Source organism: Paenibacillus humicola (assembly GCF_028826105.1).
Taxonomy (GTDB): domain Bacteria; phylum Bacillota; class Bacilli; order Paenibacillales; family Paenibacillaceae; genus Paenibacillus_Z; species Paenibacillus_Z humicola.
On the sequence record NZ_JAQGPL010000001.1, the window covers coordinates 1,896,200 to 1,916,929 of the forward strand.

A 20,730-nucleotide genomic window follows, 5' to 3' on the forward strand; every position below is an offset into this window, starting at 1 on the left:
CGGGGAAGTATCTCGAAGAAGCTGGCGCAGAAAACTTTTAGCCTATGCTTCCGAAGCAAGTTTTCTGCTTGCGAGGGAGCATCTCGAAGAAGCTGGCGCAGAAAACTTTTAGCCTATGCTTCCGAAGCAAGTTTTCTGCTTGCGAGGGAGCATCTCGAAGAAGCTGGCGCAGAAAACTTTTAGTTTATGCTTCCGAAGCAAGTTTTCTGCTTGCGAGGGAGCATCTCGAAGAAGCTGGCGCAGAAAACTTTTAGGAGCTGGTGATGGTGAAAAATAGCAGGTATTACCCTTTCGAGCGCAACCGTTATTTTTACGGCAAGCTGCTGACCGTCCGTGACTTCGAATCCGAGCAAAAGTACATCAGCGACAAACGCCGGCTTATGAACCGGCTGCTGATCGGGAGCGGGGTCGTCTCCGGCATGCAGGTCGTCGCCGTGGACGACAAGTCGATCACGGTGGAAATGGGCGTCGCCATCGATTATTCCGGCCGGGAAATCGTCATTCCATCGCCCGTGACGCTTAAGCTGTCGATGATCGACGGGTTTACGAACAACGAGTACAAGAAGAACGTCTTCTTGTATATCGCGTACGACGAAAAAGGGAAAGAGCCGGTTCACGCCATCGCCAACTCCGCCGTTCGTTCCGAGGAAGTGAGCGAATACAACCGTATTTTGGAGAGCTACCGGCTGTTTATCAAGGAAGAGGCTCCCGCTCCCGACTCGTTCGAAAACGTCCGCTTGACGGAGGTCATTGCGCCGATTTATCAGGACGGGCAGGTCCGGATTTACCAGCGGATGCCGAAATATGTAAATCCCGAAGCGATTGCCGATGTTACGCTGGTCGTGGAAAAAACGCTGCAAACGCCGAAAATCTCGCTTGCCTTCGATTACGAATGCGACGGCTTTACGCCGGTCGGGGATGAACGGGGAACCGTCGTATTCAGCGAGCCGGGCGATGGACAGGATACCGAATTTACGTATACGTATTCCGTCAAAGCGGCCAATACGGCCGGGCGCAAAGCGAAGCTTTCCGTCAATCGCGCAAGCGTCAAGCTGTCGATCGGCGATCTGCGCATCGCGGTCGACTCGAACCCGGTGCATGAAGTGGATATTATCCAGGAGCCGGCGGCGGAGCGGTCGCTGCGCGATTATTTTGAACGCACGCTGGACGAATCGCTTGACGGCATGGCTGATCAGGAGGTGTGCCTCGCCAAAATCAGCCTGCTCCAGATGGGGCCGACCTACATGATCGAGCATGTCGATCGCGTGCCGTTCGGCGAATACGTCTATAATCCGTCGTTTTTGCAGCGGCTTGGGATTGCGAGCGGGCGCGACAAAGGCGGCAAGTTTTTCGTCCGGTCCGAAGCGGCAGCTCTTCCTTTCGGGCGGAAGCCGACGCTTGACGTGGATTACAATGAGGAGCGCTCCGAATTTTCGTTCAAGCTCGGAGTTCCGCAGCCGCAGCATATCCAGGATGAAATGTCGACGGGTACCGTGACCGTGGAGCTGGAGCTAAACGCCAAAAGCGGTCCGCTTTATTTCTTCTTCCGGGGGCAAAAAAATTATGTGACCGACGAAATCGACAGCGGTCTCGGCAGCGGGCCGCTCTACGTCATGGTCGGCCTGGAGGATATGGACGCTCATGTGACGTCCGACCTGCTGCAATCGAGCGATCAGGTGTATTACGGCTCCGCCGATGTGTTTAAAGGGACGGCGTACGAACCGCAGCTGCCTGCCGTTACGTTCGGCACGATCGTTTACCCGGCCAAAGGGACGTTCCGGATCGGCATGAAGCTGAGCCAAGGAACGGAGACGCCGTCGATCAAGCTGCGCTGGTGGGCGTTCAAAAAGCTGCCGGGAACCGGGCCCGCTGCGGTTGTCCGCAGCGCCGCCGGCGCAGGCGACGGGGCCGGAGCCGGAGCGGCACAGGCTGCCGCCGGAAGGGAAAGCGAGAACGAGGAACGTCGGTCTTAGACCGTGTCTGAATGCGAAATGAGCTATTCCAAAAAACATCCGCTTGAAGAAGCGCATTCGAAATGGTATGCAAAAAGAATCTTCATTCCCACCGGCAAAGGAGGAATGAAGATTCTTTTTATACGTGAATGGAACAGCCCGAGGGAAGAGGAAATTTCAAAATCGGCTTTTGGGATAGCAGCCGGCTTTTGTTCAGAACGTTTGTACCCTCAGCTGTTGACCGGTTTCGTCTCCGATGCCGCCCTTGCATATTCGTCCCGCTGCAGCCGTTCCGCCGGCTCGGCCGTAACCGGCGAAGCCGCAGCATCGCCCTCGGAAGCCGGCGGAGCCTTCTCGCCGCTTTCCTCCTGCGGCACCCAAACCCGCAGCGCCGGGCGGACCGCCAGCAGCAGGGCGGCTGCTGCGATCATCAGCGCTCCGTTGGTCCGGATCACACGCGTCGATCCGGCGAATTGCGCGACAAATCCGACGGTCAGCGACGACAGCGGCTGAATGCCGACGGCAACCATGACCTGCAGGCTCAGCACCCTGGCCCGCATGTTGGGCGGCGAGAGCACCTGCAAAAGCCCTTTTACCGTTGTCAGCACGACCGGCTGGGCGAAGGAGGCGCAAAAGACGGCGACCAGGGAGAACGTAAGCGAGCTGGACAGCGAAAAAGCGCCGAACCAAAAGCCCGACCAGGCAATGATGCCGGACAGCGCGAGTCCGGTACGTTTGACCCGCTGCAGGGTCGGCGTCAGCAGCAGCGCGCTGAAGAAGGAGCCAGCACCGAAAGCGCCCATCATCGTGCCGAGCGTTTCCGGCCCGCCGTGCAGCAGGTGATCGGCGATTTCCGGAAACAGCTGCGTATTGACGAAGCCGAATAATGTGGTCATCGCCGTAAACAGGATCAGGTCCTGGATACGCGGCTTCCTCCGGACGAAGACGAATCCGGCCCGGAATTCCGCCAGCGGATTGCTTGCTCCGGCTTGCCTCTCTTGGGACGCTTTTACCATGAACAGGCTTGCGATTACGGCCACATAGCTCAGACCGTTCAGCCAAAACGCAGGCGCCTCCCCGATTCCGCCGATCATCCATCCGGCAGCCGACGGTCCGATCATGCGCATGACCTGCTCCATCATACTGTTCAGCGTAAAGCCTTTGCGAACGAATTCCACCCCGGACAGGTCGCCGATAAACGCCTGCTGCGACGGAATGTCCAGGGCGTTCACGCAGCCGAGAATGCCTGCGATGATGTAGACGTGCCATAACCGCACCAGATCCGTATAAACGAGACTGCCCATGACGACGGCAAGAATCATCGCAAGCAAATTGGTGTAAATAAGCAGCTTCCGGCGGTCGAGCCGGTCCGCCCACACGCCCGAAAACGGTCCGAGCAGCAGGATGGGCAGCGTATTCAGCATCGCGACAATGCCGAGTGCGGCGGTCGAGCCGGTTAATCGCCAAACGACCCAGGCCTGCGCCGTGCCCTGCATCCAGTTACCGAGCATCGAGATCCCCTGGCCGCCCAAATACAGCCGGAAATTGCGGCTGCGCAGAGGAGAAAGCGTATCCGCCAATGAACGAAACAACTCGTCACCTCATAGATTCCGTTTATTACCTCTTCTTCCGTAAATGATATCACCAATGTCCGCCGCTGGGAACAAAGCTTTTTCAGGGAGGATGACTGGCATCCCCGTATCAGAGGAAGAAGGACCGCAGCTGCGAATATGAATCTGACATTAACTTGTGGGATGGATGAAAAGCGATTCACATAGCGCGATGAGAGGTCTCCATTCCGAAGCGGGCATCATATTTCCCCAATGACCGCGCGGGTGGCAATCAAGACCTGCATTCCCCGGTACTTCCCGGTAATTTTCGTGAGCTGATCAACCGTTCTGCGCTCAACCTCCTAAAATGCCGCCTGCCTTATTTATGGGACTTGCTCTGCTTGGCTCTCTTCGAGGATCAAGTTTAAGAACGTTTGCGCGGCGATCGGCAAACCGGTTTTTTTTCGGATCGCAAACCCGATTTCGCGCGGGGGAACACCGGGGGCCGGCTGCAGCTCGAACAGCCGCCGTTCGGCCAGTTCGTGTTCGACCGCCGAGCGGGGAAGAAATGCGGCTCCGTAGCCTTGAAGGGCAAATTCAAGCAGCATGTCGTTGCTGCTCAGCTCAATGGCGGCCTGAACGGAAAGTCCGTGTTCCGCGAACCATCGCTCCACGAACCTTCGGGTGCTGCTATCCGGGGACAGGAGCAGCAGCGGCAGCCCGGCCAGCTCCTGCGGCGAAAGCTTGTGCTCCGCATACGCCCGGAAGGCCCCGCCGACGACAAACATCTCCGGGGAAACGAGCAGAGGCTTCACTTCAACGGCGCGGCTCTGCAGCGGCAAATGGACAAAACCGATATCGATCGTTTCGTCGGCCAGCTCCCGCACGATTTCCGGCGTTTTTCGCTGCAGCAGGCGGATGTTTATGCCGGGGTTTCGGGAACGAAACCGGTTCAAGCAAGGCACAAGCAGCTGTTTGATGATCGGACCGCTGGCGCCGAGCCGAAGCTCGCCGGCTTCGCCTCTTTTTACCGCGTCCAGTTCCTTTTCCCCGCGTTCGATTAAAGCGAAGGATTGCTCGACATAGGCCTGCAGCTTCCTGCCTTCGCCGGTAAGACGAACTCCCTTCGGAAGCCGGTCAAAAAGCTTGACCCCCAGTTGATCCTCCAGCTGCTTGATCGCGTAACTGACGGACGGCTGCGTAAGATGGAGCGCATCCGCTGCTTTTGTTAAATTGCCGAACCGGGCTGTCATTCGAAATACCCGGTAATGCTCCATGTTGATCATGATATAAAACTCCTCTATGACAAAGACTCGAATTTTCGATTTCATTTATTCCTTTTTCGAAAGTATACTGGTTGCGAAAGCGATCGGTCAACGCGAAAGGATGATGGTGATGGCGGGAAGCAGCTTTGGAACCATGCTGAGGATCACGACGTTCGGTGAATCGCACGGGGAAGCGATCGGAGTCATTTTAGACGGAGTGACGCCCGGCGTGGAGCTGTCGGAGGCGGATATTCAAACCCAGATGGACCGGCGAAAGCCTGGACAATCGACGGTTACGACGCCGAGGAAGGAATACGATATCGTTCGGATCCTGTCCGGCCTGTTCGAGGGGAAGACGACGGGAGCGCCGCTTTTTCTCATGCTGGACAACAAGGAAATGAATCCGTCCGATTACGAAACGATCCGTGAGCTGTACCGGCCGGGGCATGCCGATTACACGTACGAGCGAAAATACGGCATTCGCGATTACCGGGGAAGCGGGCGGGCTTCTGGCCGCGAAACCGCAGCGAGAGTGGCGGCGGGTGCGGTGGCGAGGAAGCTGCTGGCCTCGCGCGGCGTTGAGCTCACGGCCTATACGAAGGAGATCGGCGGTATCGCCTGCAAAAGGTTCGTGGAATCGGAAATCGAAAGAAACCCCGTTCGCGCCTGCGACCCCGAAGCAGCGAAAAGCATGGTGAACGTTATTGATCGGCTTGCAAGGGAAGGAGACAGCTGCGGGGGGATTGTGGAATGCCGGATTCGAGGCGTCATGCCCGGCCTCGGCGACCCGGTATTCGATAAGCTGGATGCGGATCTCGCCAAAGCGATGCTGTCCATCGGGGCCGTAAAAGGAATCGAATTTGGCGCGGGATTCGATTCCGCGGGCATGCGGGGCAGCGAGCATAATGACGGCATGAACCGTTTCGGCTTCGCGAGCAACAATGCCGGCGGCATTGTTGGAGGCATCAGCACCGGACAGGAGATTGTGTTCCGGGTTGCGGTGAAGCCGACCTCGTCGATCTCGCGGCCGCAGCAAACGCTGGACAGTTCGGGCCGGGAGCGCACGATTTCGACAAAAGGAAGGCACGATCCCTGCATTTGTCCAAGGATCGTGCCGGTCGTCGAGGCGATGGCGTGTCTCGTATTGGAGGATCATTTCAAACGGCAAGCCGCCCTGCGTTCATGAACGGCCAGCCGTTCAGCCGATCGGGTGCGAAGGAGCCCTGAAGGGCAATTGCAGCTGGGCGTGTCATTTCCCCCGTTTTTATTTAATGTGATGACGACAATAAAGATTTCGTTACGGTTAATCGAGCGGGGACATCTTGTTTGCCAACATAGGTGAAGGTATAAAAATAATCCCCCGAAGCATACACGACAATATATCGGTCGGACGAAACCGTTTTTTTCTCGCCTTTCAGCTTGGCATCGGTCATTTGCTTCAGCAGCATCGCGATCATCTGTTTGTTCCACAGATTTACTTCGGCAACGTAGGCCTCTTCCGGATTGGCTTCATCCGGTTCGAGCTTGAAGGACATTTGGTAGGCGGCGTAAGTCATTTGCAGCGGTCCGCCCGCTGCGGTCATGGACACGTCGGACACTGCGCCGCCATCCTCAGCCGCCGGGTCGCCGCTGCCTGGGTTTTGGCTGTCGGATGGCAGCGAATTTTCCGCGCCCTGATCGCCTGCTGAAGCGGGTGCCGCAGGATTTGTTTTCCCGGTGGTCTTCGAAGAGTCTCCGCCGCTGCCGTTCGCGCCGTCGCCGCTCTGCTCAGCTTTGGCGCCGCCGCTGCCGCCCGCACCGGAGCCGCTTTGCCCGTCTTTGGCGCCGCTGCTGCCGTCCGCCCCTGAGCCGCTTTGCCCGTCTTTGGAGCCGCTGCTGCCGCTCGCGCCGTTGCCGCTTTGCCCGTCTTTGGCGCCGCTGCTGCCGTCCGCGCCGTCACCGCTTTGCCCGGCTTTGGCGCCGCCGCTGCCGGATTCGCTGCTCGTTCCGGCAGCACCGTCCGTGCTGCCCGCAATGGTTCCGCTGCCGGATCCGCTATCCGCACCGGTTGAACCGCTTCCTGTGTCGTCCGCACCGGCAGCTCCTTCCTCAACTGCGCTTCCCGCGCCGTCCGCACCGGCAGCTCCTTCCTCAACTGCGCTTCCCGCGCCGTCCGCACCGGCAGCTCCTTCCTCAACCGCACTTCCGGTACCGTCCGCGCCGTTCGCGCCGGCATCCGCAACGGCAGGGGCATCGGCTTCGCCGAGCACGTCCTGCAGCTTTTTGCGGGGCAGGCCGATAAAGCCCGCCAAGTTTATTTTGCCGGCCGAGAAATATCCTTTATACAGCGGGCTGCCGTCCTGGTCGTTCAGCGTGCCGACGCCGTCGTATCGATTGTTTTTGAATTTGCCGGCGTAAACGACGCTGCCCGAGGCATCGAACGCCTGCCCGTCGCCGTTCTTGGCTCCGCCGCTGAACTGCCCCGTATAGACGGCGGTTCCGCTCTCGTTAAAGAGCGACCCCTGGCCGCTGTAAACGCCGAGCTGAAACGCGCCTTTATATTTCACGGCGCCGCCCGGAAAATATTCCACGCCGTCTCCGGACAGCCGGCCGCTCTTGTAGACGCCTTCGTACTGAACCGTCCCGTCCGGCCGCAGCAGCTTGCCCTGGCCCTCGTAAACGCCCGCCGCCCAGCTTCCGTCGTAGACGACAGACCCGTTCGGCGCGAACGATTTGCCCGCTCCGCTGAACTGGCCCTGCGAGAATGCGCCGGTATACAGCTTGACGCCCGCTTCGTCGTATAAGGTGCCGTTTCCTTCATATGTACCTCCGGCAAAATCGCCTTCGTATTTCGGCTTGCCGTTGGGGTAAAAAAGCGTTCCCGGACCGCCGCCGTACTGGTCCATCGTAAATGCGCCGCGGTACAGCAGCGTTCCGTCCGATGCATACTGCTCGCCCGTGCCTTCCTTCATTCCTTTGGCAAAGTCGCCCTGATACAGCAGCCTGCCGTCCTTCGCATACAGCTTGCCCGTTCCGTCGTACAGGCCTTGCGCGAGGCCGCCCTCGTAAATCACATTCCCGGCGTCGTCCACGATTTTCGCCGTGCCGCTGAACGCGGCGAGGCTGCCGGCGCTCGTTTCGATCGTCGGCGTTCGGGCCAGCAGCTTGTTCAAAAGCTTCGGAGGCTTCACGAAGCCGAAATAAAAAATGACAAGCCCAATCAGCACGACGATGACGATGAGCTTTTTGGCGACATAATAGCGGCCCAGCGGAATATAATTTTTGACCGACTGCTGGGGCGGATTCAGAATGCCGCGCACCCACTGAATCAGCTTCGTTGTAATCAGCTTGGGCAGCTGCTTCGACTGGCGAAGCGGGGCGAGCACTTTTTTGCGGATCGGGTTGATAAAAGGCTTGAGGAACTGTCCGAGCATGTTCATCAGGGCACCTGTATCGTGAACTGGCCGGGCATCGTAACTTGAATGACGCCGCCCCAGCTGCACATGCATTTGGAGGTATTGTTCAGCGCGGGCATATTGGCTACGAGCACCGTGGGAGCACCGGGCGCCCACGGGGCCGCGGTAACGGGCACGCACGGCATCGGAGTGAGCGCGCCGAGCGCCGCCGCGGTCGCCGACGCGACCTGGGGGTTGGCGAGGGAGCTGCACATTCCGAACGGCATGATGTTCACCATCGGTTTATTGTCCATAATATTGGCGATCGGCATGGACGTCATGACCCGGTTTGCGGGAAGGACGTTAAGCGAGCTGGGCGCGGCGCCGAAGGAACATTGCAGCAGCGCGCCTTGACAAACGAGCTGACCCATTGCGAGTCTCCTTTAACAAGATCCGATTTTCCATATTTTCCTCTTCTATGAACATAGTACTATAAACGGTTTCGAAGCGGCAAGATGAGATGTCGGAAACTGGCGTAAAAATGGAATGTTTTTGGTGTTTTGGCACGAACTTTGTAGTACTATTGTATAAGATTGGTATGATGGAATCGATTCTTTGAAACGGAGCGTTAGGTCTATGAAAACGAACGGGAAAAAAGCGCAGGCGGCGCCGAACGTCCGCTTCGGCGTGCTGTGGCTGACGGTCATCGCGCTGGCTCTGGCGGGGATCGCCTATTATTTGATCGCGCGTGCAGACGATCTGAACCGAAGCCCTCTGCAGCGCACGCTGCCGCTTGCGAACCTGTCGGCTCTCGCGAACGGCCCGGACGGGGAGATGTACGTCATCAGCGGCGCCAAGCAGCAGATCGAAGCGATCGGTCCGGACGGGAAGCTGAAATACCGGATCGGGCAGCAGAAGGACGGCATCCGGCGAAACTTTACCGAGCTGGCGGTCGATTCGCGCAGCCGCCTGTACGTGTTAAACACGATTCTCGATTCATACGGCCTATATGTCCAGTCCGAAACCGTCACCCGGTATTCGGCGGACGGCAAACTCGACGCGCAGCTGTTCGAATGGAAGGGCGACGGCCAAAGCAAGCGGGTCGGTCAGCTCAAAGCGCTCCAGATTCGCGGCGATGCGCTGACGTTCTTCATCAGCCGCAGCAGCGGCGTGCAGCAAAAACGGTTTCTGATCGACTCCGGCAAATGGGACCAGCCGTTCGCGTTCGAGCTGCCGCAGGATCGTTACTTGTCCGAAATTTACGGCACCGAGCCCGGCCAAATCTACTATACGACCAAAAGGGGCTCCATTTACCAGGTTGCCGCGGACGGCACGAGCAAGCCGCTTTACCCGGTCGCCGGCATGCCGCCGATGCGCAAAAATTTTCCCGAGCGGCTGAAAACGGACGCCGGCGGCTCCCTGTTGTTCGTGGACCGGTCGTTGAATGCGCTGACACGGCTCACTCCCGGGGCGGCCGATCCGATTTCGCTCGTCCTGGATGAAGCGGCGATCGAAAAAAGCGCGCCGGGCGCGGACAGCTTCGAGATTGCGGACTACGCGGTCCTCCCTGGCGGAGGCGTTCAGGTGCTGCTGCCGGACCGGATTTTGAATTCCGGCCCTGGAGGCGCGCCTGCATCGGTTGTGACGAAGGCGGATTACAGCCGCTCCGAACGGATGGATGAATGGCTGGTCTGGCTTGCGGCCGCCGCTGCCGCCGCCCTCCTGATTGCAGCGTCCAGACTGATCTTCGTCCATCTGCTGCGCCGCCGGTTTTCGTTTTTCCTGAAGCAGCTGGTGGCGTTCGTGCCGCTGATCGCGGTATCGATGCTGCTGCTTTCAAACTCCATTTACAACGCTTTTTCCAAGAACATGGAGGACGAAATGAAACGCGAGCTTTCCGTTCTGGCGCAAAGCGGCAAATACATCATCGACGGGAACGCGCTCGAACGGCTGCAATCGCCAAACGATTTCATGGACGCCGACTATCAGTCGATCTTGCAGCGGATGAACGTGCTGTTTCAGGGGGACCAATCGTCCGACCGGCGCGGCTTGTACAGCACGGTGTACAAATACGACGGAAACAAGCTGTACGTCATCGCCGACGACGACGACAGCGTCAACATGTTCAAGCCGTTCGAGCTGGACGAGGATAATCTCGCGGTGCTGAAGCAGGGGCAGGTGCGGAGCGGAAGCTGGGAGGATGCGAGCGGGCAGTGGATTTTCGCGATCGCGCCCGTGTACGATTCGAAAGGGAAAATCGTCGGCATTTACGAAACCGGCCGCGACCTGACTGTGCTCGAGCGCGAGAACAAGCAGATCTATAAAGGCGTGATCGAGAAAATCGCGGCTATCACCTTAATCGTGCTGCTCGTATTCGTCGTCACGACCTACTTCCTGCTCGCTTCGCTGCGCAAGCTGCGCCGAAGCGTCGCCGAAATTACGAACGGCAACTGGGACGCCGAGGTATCGATCCGGACGCGCGACGAGGTAGGCGAGCTCGGCGAGCAGTTTAACGTGATGGTCCGGCACATCCGGCAGTATATCCGCGACATAACGGCGTTCAGCGAGGCTTCGTTCCGTTTCGTGCCGCAGCAGGTGTTCAAATATCTCGGCAAACGCGGCATTCTCGACGTTCACCTCGGCGACCAGGTGCAGCAGAACATGATCGTCATGGTGTCGAAAATCCGGCAGTTTTACGAGATGTCGAAGCGGCTGTCGCCGAAGGAAAACTTCAATTTCATGAACTCGTTTTTAAGCCGCTTCGGCCCGCTGGTGCGGAAGGAAAACGGGCTGATCGCAAGCTACATGGGAGCGGGCTTTATGTCCTTGTTTCCAAGCCGGACGGAGGACGCCATCAATGCCGCGATTGCTATCCGCAAGGAGCTTGTCGTATACAACGGACATCGGGCCAAGGCGAATTATCCGCCCGTCGATATCGGGATCGCCATCCACAAAGGTCCGCTGATGCTCGGGATTATCGGCGAAGAGACGCGAATGGAGAGCAACGTCATTTCGGACGACGTGACCTTAACGACGCGGCTGGAGGAATTGTCCGAGCAGCTCGGCGTCTCGATCCTCGTGACGCATTCGGCGATGGAGACGGTCGCGTCGCCGGAGCGGTTCCAGTACCGCTCGCTCGGGCGCATTCATCTGGGCGGCCAGCAGACGCCGGTCGAGCTGTACGACGTCTACGAAGGCGATCCGGAAGCGGTGCGTATGGGCAAAGACAAGACGAAGAAGCTGTTTGAGCGCGGCGTGCAGCTGTATCAGGAAGGGCGCTTTTTCGATGCGCGCGAGACGTTCGTGGAAGTGATCAAATGGAGCAGGCTGGACAAAGCGGCGAAGCTGTACTTCTATTTGTGCGACGAATATTATCAGCGCGGAACCGCGGTCGACTGGAACGGGACGCTTGCCGTATAAACGAGGGGGATTGACGTGCCGCAGACGTTTTACCGCGTCGAGCCGCTGTTGACCGAAACCGACGCCCGCGCGATTACCGATTTTTTTCTCTCCGGTGATTCGTTCGACGACATGAACCATACGCCGGGGGAATTGAGTGATTTTCGGCTCAATCCGATGAGAGCGCTGAGCGGGCGGTACGTTTACCGAATGGTCAAAAACGAAGCCGGCGATATGATCGGCGTGATCAGCTTCATGGAAAACGAGCAGCGGACGGGCGGCTATTATTGGGATTATATCGTGGTGCACAAGGCGTACCGCGGGCGCGGCGTCGGCTCGCTGCTCATCGGAGAAATGCTGGCGGAGCTGCGCTCGCTCGGGGCGCGCTACGTCGTGACCTATACGTGCGACCTGCCGGTCTACGCGGCGATCCGCGCATTGTTCGAACGCAGCGGATTTTCCGCGGTCGGCCGCTGTCCCGACTATTATTTCGACGGCGAGGACCGGCTCATTTATTATTTGAAGCTTTGAACGAATCGAACCGACGGGCGTGGATACCGACCATGAACAAAAGATGGCTGCAGATGATCGGCGTCAAAATCGAAGACCGCCGCAAACTGGTCCTGATGACGCCCGTTTTTTTGCTGTGCGGCATTGCCGAAATGCTGAATTACAACGGTTATATGACGCTGTTCAACGAGCGGCTCGGCAGTGCATATTTGCCTTACGTCTACACGGCTGAAGCCGTGATTTTGCCCCTGGAAGCGTGGTTCATGTCGTGGCTGACCGGCAGGCTGACGAAGCCGGAGCTGATGCGGACGATGTTTGCGGCGATGGGGGGCATCGTCGCCTTTAATGCGGCTGTGCTGCTTGTCATGCGGGCGGCGGGCACCGATATCTCGTGGTACTATCCGTTCCTGTTTCTGACCTCCAGCTTCGTCGTGCGGCAGCAGACGATTTTACTGTGGAGCCTGGCTGTCGACCTGTGCCCGACGCAGCAGGCGAAGCGGCTGATGCCGGTGTTCGTATCCGGAGCGGCGCTTGGCGGAATCGTCTCGGGCCTGCTCGCTCGGGCCATCAGCGGCTGGTTTGGGGCGGATGCGGTTTATATGGTTGCGCCGCTGTTTCTGCTTGCGGGTTCCTTCAATTACCGGCGGGCGATCGCGCAATATCTCGTGCCGCTCACGCTGAAGGCGGAGCAGGGCGCAGCCGGTCCGAGCGCGGAAAGCGGCCTCGGCTCCGCCGATTACTTCAAGCGCTCGTTTACGTCGCCGTACCTGCTTGTCGCCATCGGTATCATGACGCTAATGCCGGGGCTTTACTTTCTGATGGAATACGAGTTCCTGAACGTCTCTCAGACGATTTTTACGTCGGAAGCGGATTTTGCTTCCTTCTTCGGGCTCGTGACGACGCTGCTGTTCGCCGCCGCCTTCCTGCTGCAGCTCGTCTCCGGACGGATTATGGCGTGGCTCGGGCCGAGCAACATGCTGGCGGCGATCGCCGCCGTCTTCACCGCCGGTTTCGCGCTTGCAGGCGCGACGCTCGGCACACCGGCCGTCCTGCTTGGACTGTCGGCCGGCTATATGTTCCTTTATCTGCTGCTCTATTATTTTGCGGAGCCGGCGAACCAGCTTTTTTTCAAGCTGCTGCCGATCTCGCAGCGCGACGGCTACCGCTATGTAGCGCAGGGTGTTTCCGCATCCGCGGGCATTCTGATCGGGGCGCTGCTCCAGTCGCTGCATGCCGGCTTCGGCCTGCCGCTCAGCCTGCTCGCCTGGCTCGGAGCCGGCGGTTCGGCGCTGCTTGTGCTGCTTGCGCTGCTTGGGCGGCGCTTGTATATCCGCGAACTGCTTCGCAGCGTCCAGACGATGACGGCGGCCGGGCACGATGCAGCGGCTGCACTCGACGAATTTCTGCGCCAGGGACGTTCTTCGGATCTGCTCGGCCGGCTGCTCGAGCATCCGAACGATTACACCCGCGAGGTGGCGCTGGGGCTGATCGGGCGGACGAAGGACGCTTCGTTTCTGCCGCGTCTGCTCGGTTTGGCGGACGACCGCAGCGCCCGGATCCGGCTCGCCTCGCTGCGCGCGATGAATTTGGCTTCGGCGGAGCTGCAGGCGGTTGTCAAGGTGGCGTCGTTTCTGGAGGACCCCGACTACGAGGTTCGGGCAGAAGCGGTCCGCCTGCTCGGCCGGGTGACGCATATGCCGCATCAGGCCGTTTATTTCGTGCGGCTGAAGCTGCTCGACTCTCATCCGATGGTGGTCGCCGAAGCCGTCAAATCGCTTTATGCGCTCCAAAACGCGCAAAGCTTCGAAGCCTGTTACGAAGTCGTCGAGCGTTTTCTCCGGGAAGGCGGGGAGGCGGCGATTTATATGTGCAGAGCGATTGCGGAGCTGAACATGTACAGCTTCCTGCCGGCAGTCGAGCCGCTGCTCGGCGAATTCAATCCGGCGGTGCGCGCCGAGGCGATCGCCTGCATGGGCCGGCTGCGGCATATCGCCGCCGTTCCATGGCTGCAGGAAATGCTGGAATGGGCCGAGCCCGCGCTGCATGAAGCGACCGTGGAGGCTTTCGTCCGCATGGGCGAAGGTGCGGTCCTGCCGCTGACGGATTCGCTGCCGCTTGCGCCGCCGAAGGTATGGAGCGCGGCGATGCGCGCGCTGGCGCGGCTGACAGACGAGCCGCAGGCTGACGCTGCGCTTGCGGACGCGTCGCTTTTCAAGATCGGCGAATGGAAGATGTACCGCCAGGCTGAAGCCGCGCTTCGCGCATTGGGACAGCGCGACGGAGCGGAGCTGGCCGGTCTGCGGCTCAAGGAGCTGATGTTTTTCGTGGCGGACGGCATATGGGCCGTTCTGGAAAGGCTGGCTGACGAGGAGGTTGTCCGTGCGGTCCGGCTCGCCGCCGAAGACCGCGACGAGGAAACGCGGGAGAGCGGGCTCGAGGCGCTGTCCGAGGGGCTGGGCGACAAACGGCTTAGCGGCGCGCTCGTGCGCCTGCTCACCGGCGGCGACGAGGAAGCGGGCGAGCTTGCGGAAGAAGAAGCGCTTAACGTGCTGCGGCGCACCGCCGGCATGCGCGACGCGTGGCTGCAGCTGATCGCATCGGCCGTCATCCAGCAGAGGGAGGCGAATGGCATGGAGGAGCAGCGTTCCTTGTTCGGAATGCTCGATAAAATCGTATTTTTGAAGCAGGTTCCGTTTTTTACGGACTTGACGCTTGAGCAGCTCGGCTACATTGCCGGAATCGCGGCGGAAGAAACGGTGCAGGCGGGCGAACGGCTCGTAAAGCGGGGCGAGCCCAATTCGAGGCTGGGCGTCATCGTCGAAGGGCATGTGCAGCTGATCGCCGATGCGGACGGCGGCGAGCCGTTATCTGTAGCTGCAGGGACGAGGGACACCGGCGGCGAAGCTGTCCGTAACTCGGGAAAAATGCGGAAAGAAGCGGCGGCAGCCGCCGGGCGCGGAGCGGAGTTCGAACACGCAGCCGGTTGCGGTGCGGCGGCCGACTCTGCCGGGCACGGGCTGATTGCCGTACTCGGTCCAAAGGACGTATTCGGCGAAACGTCTGCGCTGGATGGGACTCCGGCGACAACGACGGTGCTGGCGGCCGGGGGCGAGGTCCGGCTGCTTGCCCTGAGCGGCGAGGAGCTGTCCCGGTTGGTCCGCCTCCATCCGGAAATCGGCATGGGTCTGCTGCGCGCCTCGCTTGCTCGGGTCCGCATGCTGGAGCGGACAATCGCAACCGGCGGCGTTTTTTAACGGAAGGCCTGCGTAAGTTCGTGTTTTCTATGGGATGTATGGCGTTTCTATGATATATTGGTAGCAAAAATAGGATATCGTGATAGCAAAATCGGGAACGAGACAGCGGCGGGAGGTCATCCGGTTTATGAGGACGTTCGGTTCGGGAAAATCGATCCGCAAAATGGATCAGCGGCAGTTTGAACGTACGCAGCAAAAGCCGCATCAGACGGGGCATGCGCAGCTGCAGCGCGCGCTTGCGAGCGGAGCGCCGCTCGGCGCGGCGGAGATGCAGGCGCTGCAGCGGGCGGCCGGCAACGGCGCGATGCTCCGCATGGCGGGAGCGGGCGGCAGGATGGCGATACCCGTCATGGCGAAAATGACGATCAATAATCCGAGCGATGCCTACGAGCTCGAAGCCGATCAGGTCGCCTATCGCGTCGCAAACGATCTGCGCACGACGCAAAGCGCACAGGCAACCGGCCAGGCGGTGCAGCGAATGGCCGGACCGGAGGACGAAGAGGAACTGCAGCTGAAGCCGGACGCCGCAGGCCCGATCCAGCGTGAAGTCGAGCCGATGGAAGAGGAGAGCGAGGAGCTGCAGCTGAAGCCGGACGCGGCCGGCCCGATTAAGCGCGAAGCGGAAGCGATGGAAGAGAAGGGCGAGGAGCTGCAGCTGAAACGCGATCCTTTCGCCCTCATTCAGCGCGCCGCAGCCGGCGCCTCCGAGGCAAGCGGCAGCGTCGAGGCGAGGATCGAGGATTCCCGCGGCAAGGGGCAGCGGCTTCAGGACGGCATGCGCGAGCAGCTGGAAGGCTCGTTCGGGACCGATTTCAGCGACGTGACGATCCATACGGACAACACGGCGGACGAGCTGTCCAAAAGCGTCGGCGCGCGGGCGTTCACGACGGGCAGCGATATCTTTTTCCGTCAGGGTGAATACAAGCCGGATACGTCCGGCGGCCTGCAGCTGCTCAGTCACGAATTGACGCATGTCGTCCAGCAAAAAGGGCGTTAAAGGCTTCATCGGTATCGAGGCGGCAGCCGGCGCTCCAAGCGCCGGCTGCTTCCTTTTGCCGCGGCGGGAAAGCCTTTACAATTTGTTTAGCTGAACCAAACATAACGATAACAATTGCTGAATATGATGGGTACATGGGAACGTTCCCATGATTATGGAACGAGGAGCAACAATCATGCTGCTAAACGTATCGGAAACGGCGGACATCACGGATTCAAGCACGCATCGCACCTATGCCTTCCGCCTGGAACGGCCTGCCGGCAGGCTCGGCATCCGGTTCGCTTACGCGCCGAAGCATCTAAGCGACGAAGAGGAGAGCCGTGCGCAAATTTTGGCCGCCATCGAGAACGGCATGATGCCGGGGCAAAAGGAAGCGGCCGCCGCGGCATGGCGAAGCTATTTGCCGCTCAGCAATTTAATCACGTTATCGATCGACGATCCGGCAGGTTTCCGGGGTGCATGTCATCGTCACGATCCCGAGCAGCGGCATTTTATCGGCGAGGATGGCGCCTCGCCCGGCCTGCTTCCCGGTCCGCTCCGGGAAGGAGAGTGGACGGTGACGTTAAGCTTTCACGCCGTCGTAACGGACGTCTGCGCGTATGAACTTCAGCTCTGGACGGAGGAGACGCCATGAATCGCTGGCTGGCCTGCGAGCTCCACACGCATACCGTCCACAGCGACGGCCGGCAGACGCTGAACGAGCTGGCGCAAGGCGCCAAAGCGCTCGGCTTCGACTGCATCGCGCTGACCGACCATAACACAATGAGCGGTCTGTCGGAACGGGAAGCCGTGGAAGCGGAAACGGGGATCGCGATCATACCCGGTATGGAATGGACGACCTTTTACGGGCATATGGTCACGATCGGCTTAACGGAGTATGCGGATTGGCGGAAAGCGGAGCGGACGAACCTGCTTGACGGCATCGCGGACGTGCACCGCTGCGGCGGCCTTGCCGGCATGGCCCATCCGTTCCGCATCGGCAGCCCGATCTGCACCGGATGCCGCTGGGAATACGAAATCGCCGATTGGCGGGCGATCGATTATATCGAGGTGTGGTCCGGCACGTTTCCGCAGCCGAAAACGGACAACGCAAGGGCATTCGCGCTTTGGACGGAACGGCTGGATGCCGGCTGCCGGATCGCGGCTGTCTCGGGCCGGGACTGGCATGCACAGACGCCGGTGGAGGAGCCGATCGCCGTCACCTATTTGGAAGCGGTCGATGAGGCCGGCCGCGCCGTTCCGGACAATACGGCCGGTCAAGCGGTGAAAGCGCTGAAGGCCGGCAGAGCGTCCGTAACGATCGGGCCGCTCCTCACGCTGGCAGCGGAAGCCGCCGGAATCCGTTTCGGGCTGGGAAGCGTCGTTCCTGCCGCTTTCCGCCGGGATGGGCTGCAATTGCGCATCGGCGCCGATTTTAAAGTCCGCCCGGGAAAATGGGAGCTGCCGCCGCAAACGTATACGCTGCGCTTAACCGGTAATGCGGGGGTCGTCGGAGAATGGGCCGTCGACGGAAGCGGCGGTCAAGCCGTCGTCACCTGCGATATCGGCGGGGGTGCCTCCGCGCCCGGCTGGATAAGAGCCGAGCTGTGGGGCGTCGTCCGCGGCATCCGGACGATGATCGCTTTCACGAACGCGATTTACATGGAAGGACGGAGTGAAGAGCTATGAAAAGGTTTCCGCTAGTTACCGCGCACAGCGGCTGTATGAATGAACCGATCAATTCGCTGGAAGCGCTCGAAGCGGGCCTGAATGCCGGCGCCGATATCGTCGAGGACGACATCCGGGCGACCCGTGACGGGATGCTGGTGCTCTCGCATGACGACGAGCTGCATGCCGCGGACGGCAGCGTCCGCTCGATCGCCGCCGCGAACTACGAGACGCTGCGTGCGCTTGAACTAAACGGCGCCGTGCCCGGGAAGACGCGGCGGCTCGCCGACCTGGCATCCGCGCTTACGCTGGTGAAATCATCCGGCAAAACGATGAATCTCGACGTCAAGTCGGATGATGCCCTGGAGCCGATGGCCGCGCTGATCCGGCGCAACGACTTGACGGACAGCGTGTTTTTGTCCGGCTGCGAGTCGGCAAGAGCGCAGCTCGCGCAGCGGATTTTTCCCGAAGCGCCGAAGCTGCTGAACGCGAATGCCCGGCTGTTTCTGGACAGCCCGGTTTATGCCGACGCCGTCCGCCAGACGATCGAGGAAGCGCTCGCCGCCTCCTGCTTCGGGATCAATATCGCTTACCGCCTGATCCGGCCGGAGCTGCTGGAGGCCGCCGCCGCGGCGGAGCTGCCCGTCTTTGCCTGGACGATCGACGATGAAGCGCAGATGAAGGAAGCGCTCGGCATGAACCTCCGGTCGATCACGACCCGCAACGTCGAAGCGCTTCTCCGGCTAAAAGCGGCCCATGTCCGGGATGGAAGCGCGGGATGAGCCATACGATCAAACAGATCGCCGATCTTGCGGGCGTTTCCAAATCGACGGTGTCCCGCATCATTTCCGGCAACGGCTACGCAAGTCCGGAAGCGCGCGAGCGCGTGGAGAGAGTCATCGCCGAGCTGCAGTATAAGCCGAACGCCGTGGCGCGCGCGATGGTTTCCCAGCGGACGAACAACATCGGCGTCATCATTTACCGGCAGCATCATCCGATCGCGTCGCATCCGCTCTACGGCAAAATACTCGATGCGGTGATTCTGGCCGCCGAAGCGCTCGGCTACTCCGTATTCGTCACGACGGACCAGGAGATGTCGCTGCGCCGGGCCGATTTTTTGCTCGAGAAACGGGTGGACGGCCTCATTCTGATCAGCAGGCTGCGGCAAAACGTCATCGACTACGTGAAACGGTTCGGCGTTCCCTATTTGATGGTGAACGGTACGACGGATGACGCGGACGTGCTGCAAATCGTCAGCCGCGACGAAGAGGGCGGCGGGCAGGCGGCGGCTTATCTGCACCGCCTCGGCCACCGGAACATCGCCGTGATCGCCGGACCGCAGGAGCACCGCAGTCACAATCTCCGGCTGAAAGGCTTTTGCGAGCGTCTGGCGCGCAGCGGCTGCAGGCCGGATGAAAGCGCCGTCCTGTATTCGTCCCAATCGACCTTCGAGGAGGGCCGCCGGCTCATGTCCGAGCACGGGGAGCGGCTGCGGGCGATGGGCTGCACCGCCTTGTTCGCGACGAACGACATGCTGGCGCTCGGCGCCATGAAATGGCTGCTGGAGCATGGCGTGTCCGTTCCGCGGGAGCTCTCGGTCATGGGCTTCGACGATATCGACCTGTCCGCCATGTATGCGCCTTCATTGACGACGATCAGCGTCGATAAAGCCGGCATGGGACGGGAGGCGGTAAGGCTGCTGGACCGGCTGATCCGGCAGGAGGCAGCGCCCGCGGAGGGGGTGGAGCTCGCGACCGGGCTGATCGAGCGCGGATCGACCGCGCCGCCGGGTACGGGCTCATAGCCGTTCGCCGGATGTGCCTGCTCGTCTTCATCGTTTCTTATACCTGCCTTAACATCCACCGAATATAGCCTGGATATGCTGGGTATGGGAACGGTCCCCTGTCCGCACAGCCCGGCTTTATGGAAGAAAGGAGCGGAATGTTGCCCGAATGTGGTACTTCAAAGCGCTTGGCCCGCGAAAAATCGTCGAATTTGTGCTGCTGATCGTCTTTATGCTGTTTTTTATGGGGCCGCTGATCAATTTGCTCGTGCTGGCGTTCAGCGGGCAGTGGACGTATCCGGATATTTTGCCGCATCAATGGTCGTTCAAATGGTGGAGCTTCGTGTTTCATCACGACGATATCGCCGGTTCGATCGGCCTGTCGTTTCTGATCGCGGCCATCGTCACGGCCCTTTCGGTCGTGCTGTGCATCCCGGCCGCTTACGCGTTTGCGCGGATCCGTTTTCCGCTGAGCCGTTTTTTTCTGTTTTCGTTTCTGTTGACGCACGCGTTTCCGAAAATGGGGCTGTACATTTCGATCGCCGTCCTGTTCTACAAGCTGGGCCTCATGAACACGCTCGCGGGCGTCGTATTGATCCACATGATCAACGTGCTGATGTTCATGACCTGGATTCCGACAGCGGCATTCCGCAGCGTGCACGCCGCCCAGGAGGAATCGGCGCGCGACGTCGGGGCCCGTCCTTTCCGCGTGTTCCGCAGCATTACGCTGCCGATGGCCATGCCGGGCATCATCGTTGCGTCCGTGTTTACGTTCCTGAATTCGCTCGACGAGGCGCAGGGCACTTTTTTGGTCGGCATTCCCGATTACAAGACGATGCCGATCGTCATGTATTCGATCATATCCGATTATCCGAGCAGCGCCGGGGCGGTATTTTCGATTATTTTAACGGCTCCGACCGTCATCCTGCTGCTTGCCGCCCAGCGGTTCGTCAGCGCGGACGTGCTGTCGAGCGGATTCCAACTGAAATGACGAGGAAG

15 protein-coding genes are annotated in these 20,730 nt (G+C 60.1%); 11 read left to right on the forward strand and 4 right to left on the reverse strand.

All coding sequences use genetic code 11. The features are described 5' to 3' along the window. Positions 1-266: 266 nt before the first annotated feature. Complete coding sequence (locus PD282_RS08840; protein WP_274650203.1) at positions 267-1,973, forward strand: hypothetical protein; 1,707 nt, start codon at positions 267-269, stop codon at positions 1,971-1,973. A 209-nt stretch (positions 1,974-2,182) separates the two neighbouring features. Here PD282_RS08840 and PD282_RS08845 read toward each other — a convergent pair whose 3' ends face one another. Further along, positions 2,183-3,544 carry an MFS transporter gene (locus tag PD282_RS08845; RefSeq protein ID WP_274650204.1) on the reverse strand — a complete coding sequence of 454 codons (1,362 nt, stop codon included), beginning with the start codon at positions 3,542-3,544 and terminating at the stop codon, positions 2,183-2,185. 341 nt (positions 3,545-3,885) lie between these two features. Beyond that, complete coding sequence (locus PD282_RS08850) at positions 3,886-4,788, reverse strand: LysR family transcriptional regulator (RefSeq protein WP_274650205.1); 903 nt, start codon at positions 4,786-4,788, stop codon at positions 3,886-3,888. Between the two features lie 109 nt (positions 4,789-4,897). On the opposite strand from PD282_RS08850, the gene aroC reads away from it, so the two are divergent. After that, complete coding sequence (aroC, locus tag PD282_RS08855; RefSeq protein WP_274650206.1) at positions 4,898-5,953, forward strand: chorismate synthase; 1,056 nt, start codon at positions 4,898-4,900, stop codon at positions 5,951-5,953. An 82-nt stretch (positions 5,954-6,035) separates the two neighbouring features. On the opposite strand, the gene PD282_RS08860 is transcribed toward aroC, so the two are convergent. Both PD282_RS08860 and PD282_RS08865 read right to left on the reverse strand, forming a co-directional pair. After that, positions 6,036-8,180 (reverse strand): MORN repeat-containing protein, encoded by a 2,145-nt coding sequence (locus PD282_RS08860; RefSeq protein WP_274650208.1) that lies wholly within the window; start codon positions 8,178-8,180, stop codon positions 6,036-6,038. A 5-nt stretch (positions 8,181-8,185) separates the two neighbouring features. After that, positions 8,186-8,572, reverse strand: a complete 387-nt coding sequence (locus PD282_RS08865; RefSeq protein WP_274650210.1) for a DUF4280 domain-containing protein — start codon at positions 8,570-8,572, stop codon at positions 8,186-8,188. A gap of 205 nt (positions 8,573-8,777) precedes the next feature. On the opposite strand from PD282_RS08865, the gene PD282_RS08870 reads away from it, so the two are divergent. The 9 genes from PD282_RS08870 (at position 8,778) to PD282_RS08910 (ending at position 20,722) form a co-directional block, all read left to right on the forward strand. After that, positions 8,778-11,561: an adenylate/guanylate cyclase domain-containing protein gene (locus PD282_RS08870; protein WP_274650212.1), complete on the forward strand. Its 2,784-nt coding sequence runs from the start codon at positions 8,778-8,780 to the stop codon at positions 11,559-11,561. 15 nt (positions 11,562-11,576) lie between these two features. Next, positions 11,577-12,071 carry a GNAT family N-acetyltransferase gene (locus PD282_RS08875; RefSeq protein WP_274650214.1) on the forward strand — a complete coding sequence of 165 codons (495 nt, stop codon included), beginning with the start codon at positions 11,577-11,579 and terminating at the stop codon, positions 12,069-12,071. 32 nt (positions 12,072-12,103) lie between these two features. After that, the gene (locus tag PD282_RS08880; RefSeq protein WP_274650216.1) at positions 12,104-15,304 is read left to right on the forward strand and encodes a hypothetical protein; all 3,201 of its coding nucleotides are present in this window, start codon (positions 12,104-12,106) and stop codon (positions 15,302-15,304) included. 127 nt (positions 15,305-15,431) lie between these two features. Further along, positions 15,432-16,301, forward strand: a complete 870-nt coding sequence (locus tag PD282_RS08885; protein ID WP_274650218.1) for an eCIS core domain-containing protein — start codon at positions 15,432-15,434, stop codon at positions 16,299-16,301. A gap of 175 nt (positions 16,302-16,476) precedes the next feature. Next, on the forward strand, positions 16,477-16,935 hold the full coding sequence (locus PD282_RS08890) for a hypothetical protein (protein ID WP_274650220.1): 459 nt from the start codon (positions 16,477-16,479) through the stop codon (positions 16,933-16,935). Continuing rightward, the gene (locus PD282_RS08895) at positions 16,932-17,969 is read left to right on the forward strand and encodes a CehA/McbA family metallohydrolase (RefSeq protein WP_274650222.1); all 1,038 of its coding nucleotides are present in this window, start codon (positions 16,932-16,934) and stop codon (positions 17,967-17,969) included. Before PD282_RS08890 ends, PD282_RS08895 begins: the two co-directional genes overlap by 4 nt. Beyond that, positions 17,966-18,730 (forward strand): glycerophosphodiester phosphodiesterase, encoded by a 765-nt coding sequence (locus tag PD282_RS08900; protein ID WP_274650223.1) that lies wholly within the window; start codon positions 17,966-17,968, stop codon positions 18,728-18,730. The genes PD282_RS08895 and PD282_RS08900 overlap by 4 nt, the downstream gene beginning before the upstream one ends. Beyond that, positions 18,727-19,752 carry a LacI family DNA-binding transcriptional regulator gene (locus tag PD282_RS08905; RefSeq protein WP_274650225.1) on the forward strand — a complete coding sequence of 342 codons (1,026 nt, stop codon included), beginning with the start codon at positions 18,727-18,729 and terminating at the stop codon, positions 19,750-19,752. Before PD282_RS08900 ends, PD282_RS08905 begins: the two co-directional genes overlap by 4 nt. A gap of 148 nt (positions 19,753-19,900) precedes the next feature. Further along, a complete protein-coding gene (locus tag PD282_RS08910; protein ID WP_274650227.1) occupies positions 19,901-20,722 on the forward strand; it encodes an ABC transporter permease in 822 nt (273 codons plus the stop codon). Positions 20,723-20,730 lie beyond the last annotated feature (8 nt).